Consider the following 18,567-nt stretch of genomic DNA (forward strand, 5'->3'; position numbering starts at 1 on the left):
ATCAGGAGGAGAGAAGTTATGACAGAAAAAAGACTGGCTTGGGATGAGTATTTTGCTGCTCAAGCCCTATTGATTGCCAATCGTTCAACCTGTAAACGCGCCAAGGTAGGAGCTGTTTTAGTCAAGGATAATAAGGTTATTTCAACAGGTTATAATGGCTCTGTATCAGGAACGGAGCATTGTATTGACCATGACTGTTTGGTGATTGAGGGCCACTGTGTCCGCACTCTTCATGCTGAGGTTAATGCTATTTTACAAGGAGCAGAACGTGGCGTTCCAAAAGGATTTACAGCTTACGTTACTCATTTTCCTTGTCTCAACTGCACCAAGCAATTGCTTCAGGTAGGATGTGAGCGTGTCGTTTATATTAACCAGTACCGTATGGACGACTACGCCCAGTATCTCTATCGTGAAAAAGGGACCGAGTTGACCCATTTACCACTTGAGACAGTACAAGCAGCTCTTCAAGAAGCTAACTTGATTTAAAAATTAAAAAAAAAGATGGTTTAGAAGGATTTTTAAACCATTTTTTGATATAATAAGAAGAATAAATTGAAAGAAGGAATTCAGAAAATGGGAAAACTTGAAGTCATTAATCATCCACTCATTCAACACAAATTGTCAATCTTGCGTCGTACAGACACTTCTACAAAAGCTTTTCGAGAGTTAGTAGATGAAATTGCTATGTTGATGGGATATGAAGTACTTCGTGATCTTCCGCTTGAAGACGTTGAAATCGAAACACCTATCACAAAAACAGTCCAAAAACAATTGGCTGGTAAAAAATTGGCAATTGTTCCAATCTTGCGTGCAGGTATCGGGATGGTCGATGGGCTATTGAGCTTGGTTCCAGCAGCCAAAGTTGGACATATTGGCATGTACCGTGACGAAGAAACTCTTCAACCAGTAGAATACTTGGTTAAATTACCTGAAGATATCGACCAACGTCAAATTTTTGTGGTTGACCCTATGCTTGCAACAGGTGGTTCTGCAATCTTGGCTGTTGATTCCCTCAAAAAACGTGGAGCATCAAACATCAAATTTGTCTGCCTTGTATCTGCTCCAGAAGGTGTAAAAGCTCTTCAAGAAGCTCACCCAGATGTAGAAATCTTTACAGCAGCTTTGGATGAACGCTTGAACGAACATGGCTATATCGTTCCAGGTCTTGGTGATGCTGGAGACCGCTTGTTCGGTACTAAATAAGATTCTAAGCATAAACTAAAACTGTTCATTGGTTTTAGTCTCGAAAGGAGGTTGAATTTTTGTGTCTGTCTTTAGAATAGAGCAAAAATTTGACCTTTTTTGACCAAAAAGATATAATAGTCCTGTATCAAGTCGCTTGACTAGGAAATTTAGAAATCAGAAGGAGAAATGAATGATTCCTGTAGTTATTGAACAAACAAGTCGTGGAGAACGTTCATATGACATTTACTCACGTCTTTTAAAAGATCGTATCATTATGTTGACTGGACCAGTCGAAGACAATATGGCCAATTCAGTTATCGCCCAATTGCTTTTTTTGGATGCCCAAGATAGTACAAAAGATATCTACCTTTATGTAAATACTCCAGGTGGTTCTGTATCAGCTGGTTTGGCAATCGTTGATACTATGAACTTTATCAAGGCAGATGTCCAAACCATTGTTATGGGGATGGCTGCTTCAATGGGAACAATCATTGCTTCAAGTGGAGCAAAAGGCAAGCGTTTTATGCTTCCAAATGCCGAGTACATGATTCACCAACCGATGGGTGGTACAGGTGGTGGTACACAGCAAACAGATATGGCGATTGCTGCTGAACACTTGCTTAAAACTCGTAAAACTTTGGAGCAAATTCTTGCAGATAATTCTGGTAAATCAGTTGAGCAAATCCATGCAGATGCTGAACGTGATTACTGGATGAGCGCTCAAGAAACACTTGAATATGGTTTCATTGATGAAATCATGGCTAATAATTCTTTGAATTAAACTACTAAAGCAAGCTCGACTGAGCTTGCTTTTTTTGATATAATAGTAAGAAGATTGTTAGAAGGAAGTTGTAATATGTTTCAAAAAGAGAATCGGTCTGGTCTGATTATCTACCTATACTATAATCGTGATGCAAAAAAAATCGATAATTATGGTGATATTTGTTACCACTCAAAAAAACACCGTTATCTGCAACTTTATGTCCCAACAGAAGAAGTGGAAGAACTGGTTAGCCGTTTAGGAAAAGAGAAATTTGTCAAAAAAGTGAGACGATGTCATATCCAAGAATTGGAAACTCCCTTTGTTGGTAGTCTCTACAGAAATAACGAAAACGTTATCATGTAAAAATTCAGATAAATGTGTTGACAATTTTCTGATAATTCGGTATATTCTTAACATGTAATTTAAATTAAGAAATTAAAAGGAGATAAACATGAAGAAAAAATTTGCCTTGTCACTTGTAGCTCTTGCAAGTGTGGCTGTTTTAGCAGCTTGTGGAGAAGTGAAGTCAGGAGCTTCAAACTCAACTGGTAACCCAGTGGATGAGAAAGTCGTTAAAATTGGTTTCAACTTTGAAGAAACTGGTGCTGTAGCATCTTACGGTACATCTGAACAAAAAGGTGCCCAACTTGCAGTTGATGAAATTAACGCAGCAGGTGGTATCGATGGAAAACAAATCGAAGTAGTAGACAAAGATAACAAATCTGAAACTGCTGAAGCTGCTTCAGTTTCAACAAACCTTGTTACTCAATCTAAAGTAGCAGCTATCGTAGGACCTGCAACTTCAGGTGCAACTGCAGCAGCAGTAGCAAATGCTACACAAGCTGGAGTTCCATTGATTTCTCCAAGTGCTACTCAAGATGGTTTGACAAAAGGTCAAGATTTCCTTTTCATCGGAACATTCCAAGATAGCTTCCAAGGGAAAATCATTTCTAACTATGTTACAAACAAGTTGAACGCTAAGAAAGTAGTCTTATATACAGATAACTCAAGTGACTACGCTAAAGGAATTGCAAAATCATTCCGTGATTCATTCTCAGGCGAAATCGTAGCAGATGAAACATTTGTATCAGGTGACACTGACTTCCAAGCAGCTTTGACAAAAATCAAAGATAAAGACTTTGATGCAATCGTATTGCCAGGTTACTATACAGAAGCTGGTAAGATTGTAAACCAAGCTCGTGGTATGGGAATTGATAAACCAATCATCGGTGGTGATGGATTTAACGGAGCAGAATTTGTTCAACAAGCAACAGCCGAACGCGCATCAAATATCTACTTCATCTCAGGTTTCTCAACTACTGTAGAGGTTTCAGATAAGGCAAAAGCCTTCCTTGAAGCTTACCGTGCAAAATACAACGAAGATCCTTCAACATTTGCAGCTCTTGCTTATGACTCAGTTTACCTTGTAGCTAATGCAGCAAAAGGTGCAAAAACTTCAGTTGATATCAAGAACAATCTTGCTAAAACACAAAACTTCGAAGGTGTTACAGGTCAAACAAGCTTTGATGCAGATCACAACACTGTGAAAACAGCCTTCATGATGACCATGAATAATGGTAAAGTAGAAGCGGCAGAAGTCGTAAAACCATAATTATAGATATTGTAAATGGGGAATGAGCTTTTACTCACTCCCTGTTTCGGTGTTTATGAAAGGATTATTTTTTTATAAAAATCCTAAAAATAATAATTAGAAAGAGTGAACCATATGCTTCAACAACTTGTCAATGGTCTAATCTTGGGTAGTGTCTATGCGCTACTAGCCCTAGGTTATACTATGGTTTATGGAATTATCAAGCTCATTAACTTTGCCCATGGTGATATTTACATGATGGGTGCTTTTATGGGTTATTTTTTGATTAATTCCTTGCAATTAAATTTCTTTGTTGCCTTGATCTTATCGATGATCGGTACAGCGATTCTCGGTGTTATCATTGAGTTCCTAGCTTATCGTCCATTACGTCATTCAACTCGAATCTCTGTATTGATTACAGCTATCGGGGTATCCTTCTTACTGGAGTATGGAATGGTCTATCTGGTAGGTGCCAATACACGTGCCTTTCCTCAAGCAATCCAAACAGTGCGTTATGACTTGGGACCAATCAGTCTAACAAATATTCAATTGTTGATTTTGACTGTCTCACTTGTTTTGATGGTTCTTCTACAACTCATCGTACAAAAAACCAAGATGGGGAAAGCCATGCGTGCCGTTTCTGTAGATAGTGATGCTGCTCAGCTGATGGGGATTAACGTGAACCGTACAATCAGTTTCACCTTTGCATTGGGTTCAGCTCTAGCTGGTGCAGCGGGTGTCTTGATTGCGCTTTACTATAACTCTCTTGAACCATTGATGGGAATGACTCCAGGTATAAAATCATTCGTGGCTGCCGTTCTTGGTGGTATCGGAATTATCCCTGGTGCAGCTCTGGGTGGCTTTGTTATTGGTCTTTTGGAGACATTTGCTACCGCCTTCGGAATGTCAGATTTCCGTGATGCCATCGTGTATGGAATCTTGCTCTTAATCTTGATTGTTCGCCCAGCTGGTATCCTCGGTAAGAATGTGAAAGAGAAGGTGTAAACAATGAAAGAAAATTTAAAAGTTAATATTCTATGGTTATTCCTTTTGTTGCTTGGATATGGTTTGATTAGCCTATTGGTTTCTGTAGGAGTCTTGAACCTTTTCCATATTCAGATTATTGAACAAATCGGTATCAACATTATTCTAGCAGTAGGTCTTAACCTAATCGTTGGGTTCTCTGGTCAGTTTTCACTTGGACATGCTGGATTTATGGCTATTGGTGCTTATGCAGCAGCCATTATCGGATCAAAATCTCCAACCTATGGTGCATTCTTTGGAGCTATGTTGCTCGGTGCTATCATTGCTGGTTTGGTTGCCTTGGTCGTTGGAATTCCTACCCTACGTTTGAAGGGTGACTACCTTGCAGTTGCGACACTTGGTGTTGCTGAAATTATTCGTATCTTCATTATTAATGGTGGAAGCCTTACAAACGGTGCTGCTGGTATTTTGGGGATTCCTAACTTTACAACTTGGCAAATGGTATATTTCTTTGCTGTGATTACAACGATTGCTACTCTCAATTTCCTTCGTAGTCCTATCGGGCGTTTAACTTTATCTGTTCGTGAAGATGAGATTGCTGCTGAGTCAGTAGGGGTAAATACTACAAAAATTAAAATCATCGCTTTTGTTTTTGGTGCTGTTACTGCAAGTATCGCTGGTACTCTTCAGTCAGGATTTATCGGATCAGTCGTACCAAAAGATTATACGTTCATCAACTCTATCAATGTATTGATTATCGTTGTATTTGGTGGTTTAGGATCCATTACAGGGGCAATTGTTGCTGCAATCGTGCTTGGAATCTTGAACATGCTCCTTCAAGACGTGGCCAGCGTTCGTATGATTATCTATGCTTTGGCCTTAGTACTCGTTATGATCTTCAGACCAGGTGGTCTTCTTGGGACTTGGGAATTGAGCCTATCACGTCTCTTTAAAAAAGGTAAGAAGGAGGGACAAAACTAATGGCGTTACTTGAAGTAAAAAATTTAACCAAACATTTTGGTGGTCTGACAGCCGTTGGGGACGTTACTCTCGAATTGAACGAAGGTGAACTTGTTGGTTTGATTGGACCGAATGGTGCTGGGAAAACAACCCTCTTCAACTTGTTGACAGGTGTTTATGAACCAAGCGAAGGGACAGTAACCTTGGATGGTCACTTGTTAAATGGCAAGCAACCCTATAAAATCGCATCTCTTGGTTTAGGGCGTACTTTCCAAAATATCCGCCTTTTTAAAGACTTGACAGTTTTGGATAACGTTCTGATTGCATTTAGCAATCATCATAAACAACATGTTTTTGCAAGTTTCTTGCGCTTACCAGCTTTTTATAAGAATGAAAAAGAATTGAAAGCTAAAGCCTTAGAATTACTAAAAATCTTTGATTTGGATGGAGATGCTGAAACTCTAGCTAAAAATTTAGCCTATGGTCAACAACGTCGCTTAGAGATTGTTCGTGCTCTTGCTACAGAACCTAAAATCCTCTTTTTGGATGAGCCTGCGGCGGGTATGAACCCACAAGAAACTGCAGAATTGACTGAGTTGATTCGTCGTATTAAGGATGAATTCAAGATTACTATCATGCTGATTGAACATGATATGAACTTGGTTATGGAAGTTACGGAGCGTATCTATGTTCTTGAGTATGGTCGTTTGATTGCTCACGGGACACCGGATGAAATCAAGAGTAATAAACGTGTTATCGAAGCTTATCTTGGAGGTGAAGCCTAATGTCTATGTTAAAAGTTGAAAACCTCTCAGTACACTATGGTATGATTCAAGCTGTACGTGATGTGAGCTTTGAAGTAAATGAAGGAGAAGTTGTTTCCCTTATCGGTGCAAACGGTGCTGGTAAAACAACTATCCTTCGTACCTTATCAGGCCTTGTTCGTCCAAGTTCTGGTCGTATTGAATTTTTGGGACAAGAAATCCAAAAGATGCCCGCACAAAAAATTGTGGCATCAGGACTTTCTCAAGTACCAGAAGGACGTCACGTCTTCCCTGGTTTGACAGTTATGGAAAACTTGGAAATGGGAGCCTTCCTTAAGAAAAATCGTGAAGAAAATCAAGCAAATCTGAAAAAAGTATTTTCACGTTTCCCGCGTTTAGAAGAACGTAAAAACCAAGATGCAGCTACTCTATCAGGTGGTGAACAGCAGATGCTTGCTATGGGACGTGCGCTTATGTCAACGCCTAAACTTCTTCTCTTAGATGAACCATCAATGGGGCTTGCTCCAATTTTTATCCAAGAAATTTTTGATATCATCCAAGATATTCAAAAACAAGGTACGACCGTTCTTTTGATTGAGCAAAATGCCAATAAGGCACTTGCTATCGCAGATCGAGGATATGTTCTTGAAACAGGAAAGATTGTCCTATCAGGAACAGGAAAAGAACTCGCAGCGTCAGACGAAGTCAGAAAAGCATATCTAGGTGGCTAAAACAATCCAGTGGATTGTTTTAGTCGGCGGATAAAAATTGCGGCAGCAATTAACATCTAGTCCGGGGGACCTTTTTAGTCGGCGGATAGAGATTGCTTGGCAATCATCAGAACCAGTGGATTGTTTTAGTCGGCGGATAAGGATTGCCTAGTAATCTTCGTATAGTCTGGGAGACTAGTTTAGGTTGCGAATATAGATTGCGCAAGCAATCCACATTAGTCCGGAGGATCTTTTAGTCGGCGGATAAAGCTTGTCTTAGTCTGCGGGAAAGATTGCCAAACAAATTACATAATCATTAGATTGAGGGCCCTAATATAGGGCTCTTTTTATAGTATTTCAGAGTTTTCAGAATCTTGAAAAAGAGATGAAAGCGTTTGATTGATTTTCGTAAAAAGTGTATAATAAAGCTATAAACATAAAGGAGAGTTCCTATGGCAGTTAAAGATTTTATGACACGAAAGGTCGTATATATTAGCCCAGATACGACTGTAGCACATGCAGCAGACTTGATGCGCGAGCAAGGTTTGCATCGTCTTCCTGTTATTGAAAATGATAAATTAGTTGGTCTAGTAACAGAAGGAACAATTGCTGAAGCCAGTCCATCAAAAGCAACGAGTCTTTCAATCTTTGAGATGAATTACTTGCTTAATAAAACAAAAGTAAAAGACGTCATGATTCGTAATGTTGTAACTGTCTCCGGTTATGCAAGTTTGGAAGATGCAACCTATCTTATGCTGAAAAATAAGATTGGAATCTTGCCAGTTATTGATAATGAACAAGTCTATGGTGTCATTACTGACCGTGATGTATTCAGAGCATTTCTTGAAATTTCTGGTTATGGCGAAGAGGGAATCCGTGTTCGTTTTATCACAGAAAATGAAGTTGGGGTACTTGGTAAGATTGTTTCTTTAATCGTTGAGGAAAATCTTAATATCTCTCATACTGTTAATATTCCACGTAAAGATGGTAAGATTGTTATCGAAGTTCAAATTGAGGGAATGGTTGATCTAGCTACCTTTAAACAGAAATTTGAATCTGAGAATATTCAGGTTGAAGAAATTACACAAACTTCTGCAAAAAAACTGTAAAAAATAAAATAGAAGCATTTTTTACTTGCGAAAAAAATTTTTTTCTAGTATAATAATTTATTGTGAGCAAACCTCACTTACCCCTTGCAAAGTCTTGGGGTCATTAGACCAAAAGGAGGAACATATCAATGGCTAAATACGAAATTCTTTATATCATTCGTCCAAACATTGAAGAAGAAGCGAAAAACGCTTTGGTAGCACGTTTTGACTCTATCTTGACTGACAACGGTGCAACTGTTGTTGAATCAAAAACATGGGAAAAACGTCGTCTTGCATACGAAATCCAAGATTTCCGCGAAGGACTTTACCACATCGTTAACGTTGAAGCAAATGATGATGCAGCTCTTAAAGAGTTTGACCGTCTTTCAAAAATCAACGCTGACATTCTTCGTCACATGATCGTCAAAACTGACGCGTAAGAAGGTAGATTATGATTAACAATGTTGTACTTGTAGGGCGTATGACTCGTGACGCTGAGTTGCGTTATACCCCATCAAATGTAGCAGTTGCGACTTTTACTCTTGCAGTAAACCGTACATTTAAGAGTCAAAATGGCGAACGTGAGGCTGATTTTATCAATGTCGTTATGTGGCGCCAACAGGCTGAAAATCTTGCTAATTGGGCTAAAAAAGGCTCACTTATCGGGGTGACAGGCCGTATTCAGACTCGTAGTTACGATAACCAGCAAGGACAACGTGTCTACGTGACGGAAGTCGTGGCTGAGAATTTCCAAATGTTGGAAAGCCGTAGTGTGCGTGAAGGACATACTGGTGGAGCTTATTCTGCACCAAGTTCAAACTATTCAGCACCTACTCAATCAGTGCCTGACTTTTCACGTGATGAAAATCCATTCGGAACAACAAATCCTTTGGATATTTCAGATGATGATTTACCATTCTAATGGACAATTAATACTATAAAGGAGAAAAAAACATGGCTCAACAACGTCGTGGCGGATTCAAACGCCGTAAAAAAGTTGATTACATCGCAGCAAACAAAATTGAATATGTTGATTACAAAGATACTGAGCTTCTTAGCCGTTTCGTTTCAGAACGTGGGAAAATCCTTCCTCGTCGTGTAACTGGAACTTCAGCTAAAAACCAACGTAAAGTAACAACAGCTATCAAACGCGCTCGCGTAATGGCTTTGATGCCTTTCGTAAACGAAGATTAAAAAAAGGGGTCCAGTGGACCTCTTTTTCATGAGCTTGAAAACAAGAAAGCGAATTAAGACCCCGACGGGTCTTTTTTTCACGAGATTTGAAATGAGAGAGCGAGTTTGGGTTCAGTGGACCTCTTTTTCATGAGATTGAAAATAAGGAAGCAAATTAGGACCCCAACGGGTCTTTTTTCACGAGATAGTTTTTTTCTGATCTTGGCGTGCTATAATGGTAATAGAAAGAGTAAAGATGGGTAAGTCAAAGATGAATTGTACGATTAGAAATATGATTAAGTCTGATATTGAATCCTTATCTCATGGATTTATGAATCAAGGTTGGTCTGGTAGAGAGGAAATTTTGGCTAGATATTTTCTGGAACAGGAAAGTGGGGAGAGAGAAGTCTTAGTTGCAGAGATTGATGGTGTTGTAGCGGGCTACGTTACCATTTTGCCCTCTGCTAAACATGGTCCTTTTGCAGAAGTCTATCCAGAATTATCAGATTTTAATGTGTTTGAGCCTTTTCGAAATCAAGGGATTGGGAATCAACTGCTAGAAGAAGCAGAAAAACGAGTCAAGTTTGTTTCGAGTAAGGTCACTCTTGGTGTAGGTTTGCACTTAGGCTATGGCCCTGCCCAGAGATTGTATATCAGACGGGGCTACATTCCAGATGGGACAGGTGTCTGGTATCGAAATCAACCCTTAGAAATGAATGCAACTAGCCAAAATAATGATGATTTGGTTTTGTATCTAGTAAAGGAATTCGGATAAGAGACAAGGATTTTATTGGGGATGTGGGATTCCTCTACTTTATGGTATAATGGAAAGAGTGAATTGAAGGAGGTAATGAGATGGATGCGAAATTAAGATATAAGGCGAAAAAGATAAAGATTGTTTTTTTTGATATTGATGATACTTTGCGAAACTCAAAGACTGGTTTTATCCCAACCTCAATTCCAACAGTATTTCAACAATTACGTGAAAAAGGTATTTTGACTGGGATTGCGACTGGTCGTGGGATTTTCGGTGTCGTGCCAGAGATTCGCGAACTTAAACCTGACTTTTTTGTTACTCTGAATGGTGCCTATATTGAGGATAAAAAAGGCAATGTGATTGATAGTAACAAAATCTCTAAAGATAAGGCTGAAAGCTATATTGCTTGGACTAAGGAAGTGGGGATTGACTATGGTTTAGTTGGTAGTCATACTGCTAAACTCTCCACTAGAACTCAGTTGATTAGTGAGGCCATTGATCCAATTTATCCTGACTTGGATATTGATCCTAATTTTTATGAAAAAGAAGACATCTATCAGATGTGGACTTTTGAGGATCAGGGAGATGACCTGACTTTGCCTGAAAGTTTAGCATCGATTTTGCGTATGGTACGCTGGCATGAACATTCATCAGATGTGGTACCAATTTCAGGTTCAAAAGCAGCTGGTGTAGCAAAAGTTGTAGAACATTTAGGTCTTAAACCTGAGAACGTAATGGTCTTTGGAGATGGTCTCAACGACTTGGAACTCTTTGATTATGCTGGAATCAGCGTTGCAATGGGAATTTCTCATGACAAAATCAAAGAAAAAGCAGATTATATTACAAAAACATTAGAAGAAGATGGCATTTTCGATGCCTTAGAAGGATTTGGTATGGTAGAAAAAGAATTACAGTTTCCACAAGTAGACATTGAAGCAGTAGAAGGTCCGATTGCGACTATTAAAACAAATCATGGAGACTTGCGTATTAAGCTCTTCCCTGAACATGCTCCTAAAACAGTTGCCAACTTTATTGCTCTGTCTAAAGATGGTTACTATGATGGTGTCATTTTCCATCGTATTATCAAGGACTTTATGATTCAAGGTGGAGACCCAACTGGAACTGGTATGGGTGGCGAGTCAATCTATGGAGAATCTTTTGAGGATGAGTTTTCAGAAGAACTTTACAATATCCGCGGAGCCCTTTCTATGGCTAATGCTGGGCCAAATACAAATGGTAGCCAGTTCTTTATCGTGCAGAATCAACACTTGCCATATTCTAAGAAAGAAATTACTCGTGGTGGTTGGCCAGAACCAATTGCGGAAATTTATGCAGAACAAGGTGGAACTCCTCACTTAGATCGTCGTCACACAGTTTTTGGACAGCTTGCAGATGAAGCTTCTTATGAAGTTCTGGATGCAATTGCAGATGTAGAAACAGGTGCAATGGACAAGCCAGTTGAAGATGTCGTTATCGAAACGATTGAAATCGAGGACTAGGATGAAAATAGGTGATAAGCTAACAGGGCGAATTACAGGGATTCAGTCTTATGGAGCCTTTGTGGAGTTAGAGACTGGTATCACGGGCTTGATTCATATTTCTGAAATTCGTACAGGATTTATTGAGAATATCTATGATGTACTGAAAATCGGTGAAGAAGTTCAAGTCCAAGTTGTCGATTTGGACGAATATACAGGGAAAGCAAGTCTTTCTATTCGGACTTTGGAAGAAGAGAAACATCAATTACCGAGACGGAGACGTTTTTCAAGTGACCGTGTCAAATACGGATTTGCTCCTTTGGCTCGCATGATGCCTATCTGGACCAAGGAAGCTATCTCTAATCTAAATAAGAAAAAGTCTTAATTGATTTTTCTCTCTTGAAATGTTAATATAGTTTGTTATAATAGGAGTATGGTAGAAGAATTATTAAAATCAGGAGAGAGAATCAATCAGCTCTTTTCTACAGATATCAAGATTATTCAAAATAGAGAAGTTTTTAGCTATTCGGTGGATAGTGTACTTTTGTCACGCTTTCCTCGCTTTCCTAAAAATGGCTTGATAGTGGATTTTTGTGCGGGTAATGGAGCTGTTGGACTTTTTGCCAGTAGTCGTACTAAGGCGAAAATTCTGTCTGTTGAAATCCAGGAACGATTGGCGGATATGGCTGACCGGTCAGTCCGATTAAATGGCTTAGAAGAACAGATGCAGGTCATTTGTGATGATTTGAAAAATATGCCTGCTTACATTCAGGGGAGTAAGGTTGATTTGATTTTATGCAACCCTCCCTATTTTAAGGTGGACCCAAATTCTAATCTGAACGAGAGTGAGCACTATTTGTTGGCTCGGCACGAAATTACGACCAATCTTAAGGAAATATGCCGTAGTGCCCAAAGTATTCTCAAATCCAATGGGCGTTTAGCCATGGTTCATCGTCCAGATAGATTATTAGATATCTTAGATACGCTTCAACAGCATAATCTAGCTCCAAAGCGTCTGCAATTTGTTTACCCTAAACGGGAGAAAGAAGCCAATATGCTTTTGATTGAAGCCATCAAGGACGGCTCCACTAGTGGTTTTAAGGTTCTGCCACCACTCATTGTTCATAATGATGATGGTTCCTATACTCCAGAAATTCAAGAGATTTACTATGGATCATAAGGCTTACATGTATGTGGTAGAGTGTTGTGATGGTACCTACTATACTGGCTATACAACGGATGTCAAAAAAAGAATCGCCGTTCACAATAGTGGTAAGGGAGCCAAGTACACACGAGCTCGGTTGCCAGTAAAACTTATCTATGTAGAAGGTTTCGATAGTAAAGAAGAAGCCATGTCAGCCGAAGCGCTTCTAAAACGTAAGAAGAGGCCACAGAAGGAAAGACTTTTATCTGACAACCAAGAAAAAAATTTAATCAGTCATTTTGAAGAGTAGAGGGGAGTTCTTTGACTCCTCTTACTTTTGTCAAAAATTGAAAAAAATGCTACAATAGAGTGAATAAAGAAACGAGGTATTATCATGTCTAAGATTCTAGTATTTGGTCACCAAAATCCAGATTCAGATGCTATTGGTTCATCAGTAGCCTTTGCTTATCTTGCAAAAGAAGCTTATGGTTTGGATACAGAAGCAGTAGCTCTTGGTACTCCAAATGAAGAAACAGCTTTCGTATTGAACTATTTTGGTGTGGAAGCACCGCGCGTTATCACATCAGCTAAAGCAGAAGGTGCAGAACAAGTCATCTTAACAGACCACAATGAATTCCAACAATCAGTTTCAGATATTGCTGAAGTTGAAGTTTATGGTGTTGTGGACCACCACCGTGTTGCTAACTTTGAAACTGCTAGCCCACTTTACATGCGTTTGGAACCAGTTGGATCAGCATCTTCTATCGTTTACCGTATGTTCAAAGAACACGGTGTAGCTGTTCCAAAAGAAATTGCAGGTTTGATGCTTTCAGGTTTGATTTCAGATACCCTTCTTTTGAAATCTCCAACAACACACCCATCTGATAAGGTGATTGCGCCTGAATTGGCTGAATTGGCTGGTGTGAACTTGGAAGAATACGGTCTTGCAATGCTCAAGGCTGGTACAAATTTGGCAAGCAAATCTGCTGAAGAATTGATTGATATCGATGCTAAGACATTTGAACTTAATGGAAACAATGTCCGTGTGGCTCAAGTGAATACAGTTGATATTGCTGAAGTCTTGGAACGCCAAGCTGAAATCGAAGCAGCCATCCAAGCCGCAAATACAGTAAATGGCTACTCTGACTTTGTCTTGATGATCACAGATATCGTTAACTCAAACTCAGAAATCCTTGCTCTTGGATCAAACATGGACAAGGTAGAAGCAGCCTTTAACTTCAAACTTGAAAACAACCATGCTTTCCTTCCAGGTGCCGTTTCACGTAAGAAGCAAGTGGTACCACAATTGACAGAAAGCTTTAATGCTTAATTGTAATATAAAAATGGGGATACCCATTGTTAAAAAGGAGTCGAGGCTCCTTTTTTGCTAGGAGAGAAGTATGTTAGAAAATGGCAATTTGATTTTTGTGAAAGATGATTCGGATATAGGACAGGCCATCCAGGAATCTACTGGTAACTACAGTCACGTGGCTATCTTTTTGGACGGACAGGTCTATCACGCCACGGTAGAAGGTGGTGTCCTTGCTCAGTCTCCTGAGGAATTCTTTGAACACGGGAAAGTATATGACCTTTATCACTATGAGCAGATTGATTGTATAGAGGTCAAAAAGCGAGCAGAGAGTCTTTTAGGGGCTCCCTACAATGCTTCTTTTTACCCAGATGGAGATGGTTTCTATTGCTCCCAGTTTGTAGCAGAAATCCTCCCTATTTTTGAGCCCATTCCCATGAAGTTTGGTGATGATACACAGGAAATCAGTGATTTCTGGAGAGAATATTATCGAGAGTTGGGGCTTCCTGTACCTCTGAATCAGCCTGGCACTAACCCGAGTCAATTAGCAGCATCACCACTTTTAGTTTGTAAAGAAAGGAATCTTCATGATTCAGATTTTTAATCCATCTCGTTTGACGCGACAACCATTCTTTAGAAATTTGGTAGACTATCTTGATCAGCATGATGATGTTATCCTCCGTGAAATCAAGGCTCAGTTTCCAGAGGTCGCAGTTGACAAGTATTTGGAGGAATACATTAAAGCGGGTTTGATTTTGAGAGAAAATAAACGCTATTATCTCAATCTCCCTTTTCTAAAGTCTACAGAATCTCTTGAACTAGACCAGGAAGTTTATGTGAGTGATGATAGTCAAATCTATCAAGAAATCCTGGGGAAACATTTTCAGACCGAATTGCGCAATCAAACAAATGCAGCTATCCTAGAAGAGCACACCGATTTTGCAAGGGAAAAGATGACCTTGTCTAATTACTTTTATAAGGTCAAACACCAGTATCCGCTGACAGAAGATCAGCAGAAACTCTATGGTGTTTTGGGTGATGTCAACCCTGAGTATGCTCTCAAGTATATGACAACCTTTTTGCTTAAATTTCTCAAAAAAGACCAGCTTATGCAGAAGCGTCGAGATATCTTTGTCGATAGTTTAGTTTTATTGGGCTACATCCTTCAAAATGAAGATGGGAAATACGAGTTAGCTGTAGAATTTGATAAAGAACGCTTTATCTTTATAAAAAAATAAAGGCTAGGGATTTTCCTAGCCTTCTTTAATTTTACTAAAGATAACGTTCAGCGATGGCTGCATCACCTGGATAGTCTTCTTTCTTACCTTGGATGATTTGGTAGCAGTCAGCTCCTTTACCAGCGATAATGACAGCATCCAGTTCTTGATCTGTAACAGACATCGCAGCCTTGATAGCTTGCTCACGGTCAGCAATCTTTTCAACAGGATGATGGATATAGCTACTGATTTCATCTGCAATAGCCATTGGATCTTCGTGATTTGGATCATCAGCCGTTAGAAAGACTTGAATTTCAGGGTGCTGATTGAGAAGAAGTCCAAAGTCCTTACGACGGCTTTCTCCCTTGTTTCCAGTTGAACCAAGAACTAGAGCAATTTTTCCAGTCTGATGTGTTTCAACAACTGAGATTAGTTTTTTAAGACTGTCACCATTGTGGGCGTAGTCAATGAAAACTTTTGCGCCATTTTTCTGAGTGAGAACTTCCATACGGCCAGGGACGCGAGTAGACGCAATCCCTTTTTTGATATCTTCAAGACTAGCACCTAAACGAAGACAGGCAAGTCCTGCAGCGACTGCGTTTTCTTGGTTGAAATGTCCAATCAACTGGATATCATAGTCTCCTGCTAATTTACCAGTAGCTGAGAAGCTAAAGGCTTTGGAGTTTTCGATCTGGTTATTTGACTGGCTACCGTAGAAGTCATGCTCTTGGTTCTCAACTTGTTCTTTCAGAACAGAGAAGTAGTCCATATCGCTATTAATGACAACTGCTCGGCTATTTTTCATCAAGAGGCGCTTGTGGTAGAAGTAGTCTTCAAAGGTTGGATGCTCAATAGGACCAATATGGTCTGGTGTGATGTTGAGAAAAACTCCCACGTCGAAAGTTAAACCATATACTCGATTTACCAGATAAGCTTGGCTGGAAACTTCCATTACCAGATGGGTTCTACCATTTTTAACCGCTTGAGCCATCATATCAAAGAGGTCGATATTTTCAGGTGTTGAGAAGGAAGATTTGAAGAAAGTCTTGCCATCTAAAGTTGTATTCATTGTCGACAAGAGGGCTGTTGGGTAGCGTTGGGACAAGATATGATAGGCAAAATAAGCCGCTGTTGTTTTTCCTTTAGTGCCAGTGAAAGCAAGGATTTTCAGTTTCTCCTGAGGGTTGCCATAAAATTCCATGGCAATCAAACTCATGGCCTTTTTGATATTGTTAACAACAATAACAGGAATACCAACTTCATAATCCTGCTCAGCCACGTACCAACCAAGCCCTTGTGCGATAGCTGAAAATAGATATTCTTTTTTAAAGGCAGCTCCTTTTGCAAAAAATAGAGTATTTTCTTTGGTTGTTCGGCTATCGTAACTGATGCTGTCAAAAATAACATCGTTGTAGTTGTAGTGGTAATGTCCTTGGTCGATAATCTCACGGAAGAGACCATCTTTCTTTAAAATATCTAATATAGTTTCAATCTTTATCATACTTTCTATTGTAAACCGAAAGTCTGAATTTTACAAGTAACAAGGAAAAGTTTATAATGGAAGATAAGGAACATTTCCGTTATTAAAATTGAATGAGGAAGTTATGTCTAACGAAAATAATCATCAGCAGGCCCAGATGTTACGAGGGACTGCCTGGCTAACGGCTAGTAACTTTATCAGTCGCCTGCTCGGGGCCATTTACATCATCCCTTGGTATATCTGGATGGGGACTTATGCTGCTAAGGCTAATGGTCTCTTTACTATGGGTTACAATATCTATGCTTGGTTCTTGTTGATTTCGACAGCAGGTATCCCAGTGGCAGTCGCAAAGCAAGTCGCTAAGTATAATACCATGAATGAGGAAGAGCATAGTTTTGCTCTGATTCGGAGTTTCCTGGGCTTTATGACTGGACTAGGTCTTGTCTTTGCTTTGATCTTATACCTCTTTGCGCCTTGGTTGGCAGATCTTTCTGGTGTCGGTAAGGACTTGATTCCCATTATGCAGAGTCTAGCTTGGGCTGTCTTGATTTTCCCGTCTATGAGTGTTATCCGTGGATTTTTCCAAGGGATGAATAATCTCAAGCCTTATGCCATGAGTCAAATCGCTGAGCAAGTTATCCGAGTTATTTGGATGCTCTTAGCAAGCTTTATCATCATGAAGCTTGGTTCGGGAGACTATCTAGCAGCGGTTACCCAATCTACCTTTGCGGCCTTTGTGGGAATGGTAGCTAGCTTTGCTGTCTTGCTTTATTTCCTCTATAAAGAAGGAATGCTTCAAAAAGTCTTTGAAACACGAGATAAGATTGATAGCAAACATCTGTTAATGGATACGATTAAGGAAGCTATTCCTTTTATCATAACAGGTTCAGCTATTCAGCTTTTCCAAATTTTGGACCAAATGACCTTTATCAATAGCATGAAGTGGTTTACCAACTACAATAATGAAGATTTAGTTGTCATGTTTTCTTATTTCTCTGCCAATCCTAATAAAATCACCATGATTCTCATTTCTGTTGGAGTTTCGATTGGTAGTGTAGGATTACCACTTTTAACTGAGAACTATGTCAAGGGGGATTTGCCAGCAGCTTCTCGCTTAGTGCAAGATAGTATTACCATGCTTTTCCTATTCCTCTTACCTGCAACGGTTGGAGTAGTCATGGTAGGTGAACCACTCTATACAGTCTTTTACGGTAAGCCAGATGGCTTGGCGATGGGCTTATTTATCTTTGCGGTCTTGCAATCAACAATTCTAGGCTTGTACATGGTCTTGTCACCAATGCTTCAGGCTATGTTCCGTAACCGTAAGGCAGTCTTGTATTTTGTTTATGGCTCAATTGCTAAGATTGTTCTACAATTACCATCAATAGCGCTTTTTCATAGTTATGGTCCTCTCATTTCAACGACTATCGGTCTTATCATTCCAATTGTTTTAATGTATCGCGAGATCTGTCAGATTACAGGGGTTCATCGAAAGATCATCCTAAAACGAACAATCCTAGTGATCATTTTAACTCTTGTCATGTTTATCTTGGTAGGCTTCTTACAATGGATGATAGGATTTGTCTTCCAACCAACTGGACGTTTTTGGAGCTTCATCTATGTCGCCCTAATCGGATCAATCGGTGGAGGACTCTACGGATTCATGAGTCTCTATACTCGTCTCTTAGATAAGGTTATTGGACAGGCAAAAGCTGACCAGTTACGAGCACGATTAAAATTATCATAATGCTTTATAAATAAAATGAACAGTTTGAACTTTTAAGGGAAAAAAGTTTAAATTGTTCATTTTTTTATTTAAAAAATAGGATAAAATATAAAATTAGTAGAAAAAAATCTATAATTTGGTAAAAATTAGATAAAATTGCTTGACTAAAAAAAACAATAGCTGTATAATGATACAAATATTTAAATTTGGAGGTTCTGTTTATGAAAAAGTCTAAGGC

Annotated in this window: 23 protein-coding genes; 22 read left to right on the forward strand and 1 reads right to left on the reverse strand. The window is 39.3% G+C overall.

Features of this window, described 5'->3' with window-relative positions; translation table 11 throughout:
- The first annotated feature begins 18 nt into the window (after positions 1–18).
- The 21 genes from SINDD18_RS01455 to SINDD18_RS01555 all read left to right on the forward strand — a co-directional run bounded on the left by SINDD18_RS01455 (position 19) and on the right by SINDD18_RS01555 (position 15,144).
- Complete coding sequence (locus tag SINDD18_RS01455; protein WP_000136981.1) at positions 19–486, forward strand: deoxycytidylate deaminase; 468 nt, start codon at positions 19–21, stop codon at positions 484–486.
- An 87-nt stretch (positions 487–573) separates the two neighbouring features.
- On the forward strand, positions 574–1,203 hold the full coding sequence (upp, locus tag SINDD18_RS01460; RefSeq protein WP_000517029.1) for a uracil phosphoribosyltransferase: 630 nt from the start codon (positions 574–576) through the stop codon (positions 1,201–1,203).
- A 172-nt stretch (positions 1,204–1,375) separates the two neighbouring features.
- Complete coding sequence (gene clpP / locus SINDD18_RS01465; RefSeq protein WP_000613459.1) at positions 1,376–1,966, forward strand: ATP-dependent Clp protease proteolytic subunit ClpP; 591 nt, start codon at positions 1,376–1,378, stop codon at positions 1,964–1,966.
- 75 nt (positions 1,967–2,041) lie between these two features.
- Positions 2,042–2,311, forward strand: coding sequence for a YlbG family protein (locus tag SINDD18_RS01470; RefSeq protein WP_060956026.1), 270 nt, complete (start codon positions 2,042–2,044; stop codon positions 2,309–2,311).
- An 88-nt stretch (positions 2,312–2,399) separates the two neighbouring features.
- Complete coding sequence (locus tag SINDD18_RS01475; RefSeq protein WP_049503118.1) at positions 2,400–3,560, forward strand: ABC transporter substrate-binding protein; 1,161 nt, start codon at positions 2,400–2,402, stop codon at positions 3,558–3,560.
- A gap of 114 nt (positions 3,561–3,674) precedes the next feature.
- Complete coding sequence (locus SINDD18_RS01480) at positions 3,675–4,544, forward strand: branched-chain amino acid ABC transporter permease (RefSeq protein ID WP_000941435.1); 870 nt, start codon at positions 3,675–3,677, stop codon at positions 4,542–4,544.
- Positions 4,545–4,547: 3 nt separating this feature from the next.
- Entirely contained in the window at positions 4,548–5,504 is a 957-nt protein-coding gene (locus tag SINDD18_RS01485) for a branched-chain amino acid ABC transporter permease (protein ID WP_000662278.1), read from the forward strand.
- Positions 5,504–6,268 (forward strand): ABC transporter ATP-binding protein, encoded by a 765-nt coding sequence (locus tag SINDD18_RS01490; protein ID WP_001185990.1) that lies wholly within the window; start codon positions 5,504–5,506, stop codon positions 6,266–6,268. The genes SINDD18_RS01485 and SINDD18_RS01490 overlap by 1 nt, the downstream gene beginning before the upstream one ends.
- Positions 6,268–6,978 (forward strand): ABC transporter ATP-binding protein, encoded by a 711-nt coding sequence (locus tag SINDD18_RS01495; RefSeq protein WP_000062228.1) that lies wholly within the window; start codon positions 6,268–6,270, stop codon positions 6,976–6,978. The genes SINDD18_RS01490 and SINDD18_RS01495 overlap by 1 nt, the downstream gene beginning before the upstream one ends.
- Positions 6,979–7,409: 431 nt before the next feature.
- Positions 7,410–8,066, forward strand: a complete 657-nt coding sequence (locus tag SINDD18_RS01500) for a CBS domain-containing protein (protein WP_049509413.1) — start codon at positions 7,410–7,412, stop codon at positions 8,064–8,066.
- Positions 8,067–8,194: 128 nt separating this feature from the next.
- Complete coding sequence (gene rpsF, locus SINDD18_RS01505; protein WP_001151786.1) at positions 8,195–8,485, forward strand: 30S ribosomal protein S6; 291 nt, start codon at positions 8,195–8,197, stop codon at positions 8,483–8,485.
- Between the two features lie 11 nt (positions 8,486–8,496).
- A complete protein-coding gene (gene ssbA, locus SINDD18_RS01510) occupies positions 8,497–8,967 on the forward strand; it encodes a single-stranded DNA-binding protein SsbA (RefSeq protein ID WP_000609604.1) in 471 nt (156 codons plus the stop codon).
- A 32-nt stretch (positions 8,968–8,999) separates the two neighbouring features.
- Positions 9,000–9,239 carry a 30S ribosomal protein S18 gene (gene rpsR / locus SINDD18_RS01515; RefSeq protein ID WP_000068664.1) on the forward strand — a complete coding sequence of 80 codons (240 nt, stop codon included), beginning with the start codon at positions 9,000–9,002 and terminating at the stop codon, positions 9,237–9,239.
- A gap of 250 nt (positions 9,240–9,489) precedes the next feature.
- Positions 9,490–9,993 (forward strand): GNAT family N-acetyltransferase, encoded by a 504-nt coding sequence (locus SINDD18_RS01520; RefSeq protein WP_061863221.1) that lies wholly within the window; start codon positions 9,490–9,492, stop codon positions 9,991–9,993.
- Between the two features lie 80 nt (positions 9,994–10,073).
- Entirely contained in the window at positions 10,074–11,474 is a 1,401-nt protein-coding gene (locus SINDD18_RS01525) for a bifunctional Cof-type HAD-IIB family hydrolase/peptidylprolyl isomerase (RefSeq protein WP_061862836.1), read from the forward strand.
- A gap of 1 nt (position 11,475) precedes the next feature.
- Complete coding sequence (locus tag SINDD18_RS01530) at positions 11,476–11,838, forward strand: S1 RNA-binding domain-containing protein (protein ID WP_000689622.1); 363 nt, start codon at positions 11,476–11,478, stop codon at positions 11,836–11,838.
- A gap of 48 nt (positions 11,839–11,886) precedes the next feature.
- Complete coding sequence (locus SINDD18_RS01535) at positions 11,887–12,633, forward strand: tRNA1(Val) (adenine(37)-N6)-methyltransferase (protein WP_000229054.1); 747 nt, start codon at positions 11,887–11,889, stop codon at positions 12,631–12,633.
- Positions 12,623–12,907, forward strand: a complete 285-nt coding sequence (locus tag SINDD18_RS01540) for a GIY-YIG nuclease family protein (protein WP_061862837.1) — start codon at positions 12,623–12,625, stop codon at positions 12,905–12,907. Before SINDD18_RS01535 ends, SINDD18_RS01540 begins: the two co-directional genes overlap by 11 nt.
- A gap of 84 nt (positions 12,908–12,991) precedes the next feature.
- A complete protein-coding gene (locus tag SINDD18_RS01545) occupies positions 12,992–13,927 on the forward strand; it encodes a manganese-dependent inorganic pyrophosphatase (protein ID WP_061862838.1) in 936 nt (311 codons plus the stop codon).
- Between the two features lie 70 nt (positions 13,928–13,997).
- A complete protein-coding gene (locus SINDD18_RS01550; protein ID WP_061862839.1) occupies positions 13,998–14,510 on the forward strand; it encodes a YiiX/YebB-like N1pC/P60 family cysteine hydrolase in 513 nt (170 codons plus the stop codon).
- The gene (locus SINDD18_RS01555; protein ID WP_061862840.1) at positions 14,494–15,144 is read left to right on the forward strand and encodes a DUF1803 domain-containing protein; all 651 of its coding nucleotides are present in this window, start codon (positions 14,494–14,496) and stop codon (positions 15,142–15,144) included. The genes SINDD18_RS01550 and SINDD18_RS01555 overlap by 17 nt, the downstream gene beginning before the upstream one ends.
- A 34-nt stretch (positions 15,145–15,178) precedes the next feature.
- Here the strand turns inward: SINDD18_RS01555 and SINDD18_RS01560 are convergent, their stop codons facing one another.
- Positions 15,179–16,624, reverse strand: a complete 1,446-nt coding sequence (locus tag SINDD18_RS01560; protein WP_061862841.1) for a UDP-N-acetylmuramoyl-L-alanyl-D-glutamate--L-lysine ligase — start codon at positions 16,622–16,624, stop codon at positions 15,179–15,181.
- A 103-nt stretch (positions 16,625–16,727) separates the two neighbouring features.
- On the opposite strand from SINDD18_RS01560, the gene SINDD18_RS01565 reads away from it, so the two are divergent.
- Entirely contained in the window at positions 16,728–18,350 is a 1,623-nt protein-coding gene (locus tag SINDD18_RS01565; RefSeq protein WP_061862842.1) for a putative polysaccharide biosynthesis protein, read from the forward strand.
- Positions 18,351–18,567 lie beyond the last annotated feature (217 nt).

Source organism: Streptococcus infantis (assembly GCF_001579645.1).
Taxonomy (GTDB): domain Bacteria; phylum Bacillota; class Bacilli; order Lactobacillales; family Streptococcaceae; genus Streptococcus; species Streptococcus infantis_E.

Bases quoted from the DNA above. Each gene is read 5' to 3' on its own strand.
- clpP (WP_000613459.1), top strand. From the start codon at position 1,376: ATGATTCCTGTAGTTATTGAACAAACAAGTCGTGGAGAACGTTCATAT.
- SINDD18_RS01490 (WP_001185990.1), top strand. From the start codon at position 5,504: ATGGCGTTACTTGAAGTAAAAAATTTAACCAAACATTTTGGTGGTCTG.
- SINDD18_RS01500 (WP_049509413.1), top strand. From the start codon at position 7,410: ATGGCAGTTAAAGATTTTATGACACGAAAGGTCGTATATATTAGCCCA.
- SINDD18_RS01535 (WP_000229054.1), top strand. From the start codon at position 11,887: ATGGTAGAAGAATTATTAAAATCAGGAGAGAGAATCAATCAGCTCTTT.
- SINDD18_RS01550 (WP_061862839.1), top strand. From the start codon at position 13,998: ATGTTAGAAAATGGCAATTTGATTTTTGTGAAAGATGATTCGGATATA.
- SINDD18_RS01495 (WP_000062228.1), top strand. From the start codon at position 6,268: ATGTCTATGTTAAAAGTTGAAAACCTCTCAGTACACTATGGTATGATT.
- SINDD18_RS01540 (WP_061862837.1), top strand. From the start codon at position 12,623: ATGGATCATAAGGCTTACATGTATGTGGTAGAGTGTTGTGATGGTACC.
- SINDD18_RS01545 (WP_061862838.1), top strand. From the start codon at position 12,992: ATGTCTAAGATTCTAGTATTTGGTCACCAAAATCCAGATTCAGATGCT.
- upp (WP_000517029.1), top strand. From the start codon at position 574: ATGGGAAAACTTGAAGTCATTAATCATCCACTCATTCAACACAAATTG.
- SINDD18_RS01475 (WP_049503118.1), top strand. From the start codon at position 2,400: ATGAAGAAAAAATTTGCCTTGTCACTTGTAGCTCTTGCAAGTGTGGCT.
- ssbA (WP_000609604.1), top strand. From the start codon at position 8,497: ATGATTAACAATGTTGTACTTGTAGGGCGTATGACTCGTGACGCTGAG.
- SINDD18_RS01520 (WP_061863221.1), top strand. From the start codon at position 9,490: ATGAATTGTACGATTAGAAATATGATTAAGTCTGATATTGAATCCTTA.
- SINDD18_RS01455 (WP_000136981.1), top strand. From the start codon at position 19: ATGACAGAAAAAAGACTGGCTTGGGATGAGTATTTTGCTGCTCAAGCC.
- rpsR (WP_000068664.1), top strand. From the start codon at position 9,000: ATGGCTCAACAACGTCGTGGCGGATTCAAACGCCGTAAAAAAGTTGAT.
- SINDD18_RS01525 (WP_061862836.1), top strand. From the start codon at position 10,074: ATGGATGCGAAATTAAGATATAAGGCGAAAAAGATAAAGATTGTTTTT.
- SINDD18_RS01530 (WP_000689622.1), top strand. From the start codon at position 11,476: ATGAAAATAGGTGATAAGCTAACAGGGCGAATTACAGGGATTCAGTCT.
- SINDD18_RS01555 (WP_061862840.1), top strand. From the start codon at position 14,494: ATGATTCAGATTTTTAATCCATCTCGTTTGACGCGACAACCATTCTTT.
- SINDD18_RS01565 (WP_061862842.1), top strand. From the start codon at position 16,728: ATGTCTAACGAAAATAATCATCAGCAGGCCCAGATGTTACGAGGGACT.
- SINDD18_RS01470 (WP_060956026.1), top strand. From the start codon at position 2,042: ATGTTTCAAAAAGAGAATCGGTCTGGTCTGATTATCTACCTATACTAT.
- SINDD18_RS01560 (WP_061862841.1), bottom strand. From the start codon at position 16,624: ATGATAAAGATTGAAACTATATTAGATATTTTAAAGAAAGATGGTCTC.
- SINDD18_RS01480 (WP_000941435.1), top strand. From the start codon at position 3,675: ATGCTTCAACAACTTGTCAATGGTCTAATCTTGGGTAGTGTCTATGCG.
- SINDD18_RS01485 (WP_000662278.1), top strand. From the start codon at position 4,548: ATGAAAGAAAATTTAAAAGTTAATATTCTATGGTTATTCCTTTTGTTG.
- rpsF (WP_001151786.1), top strand. From the start codon at position 8,195: ATGGCTAAATACGAAATTCTTTATATCATTCGTCCAAACATTGAAGAA.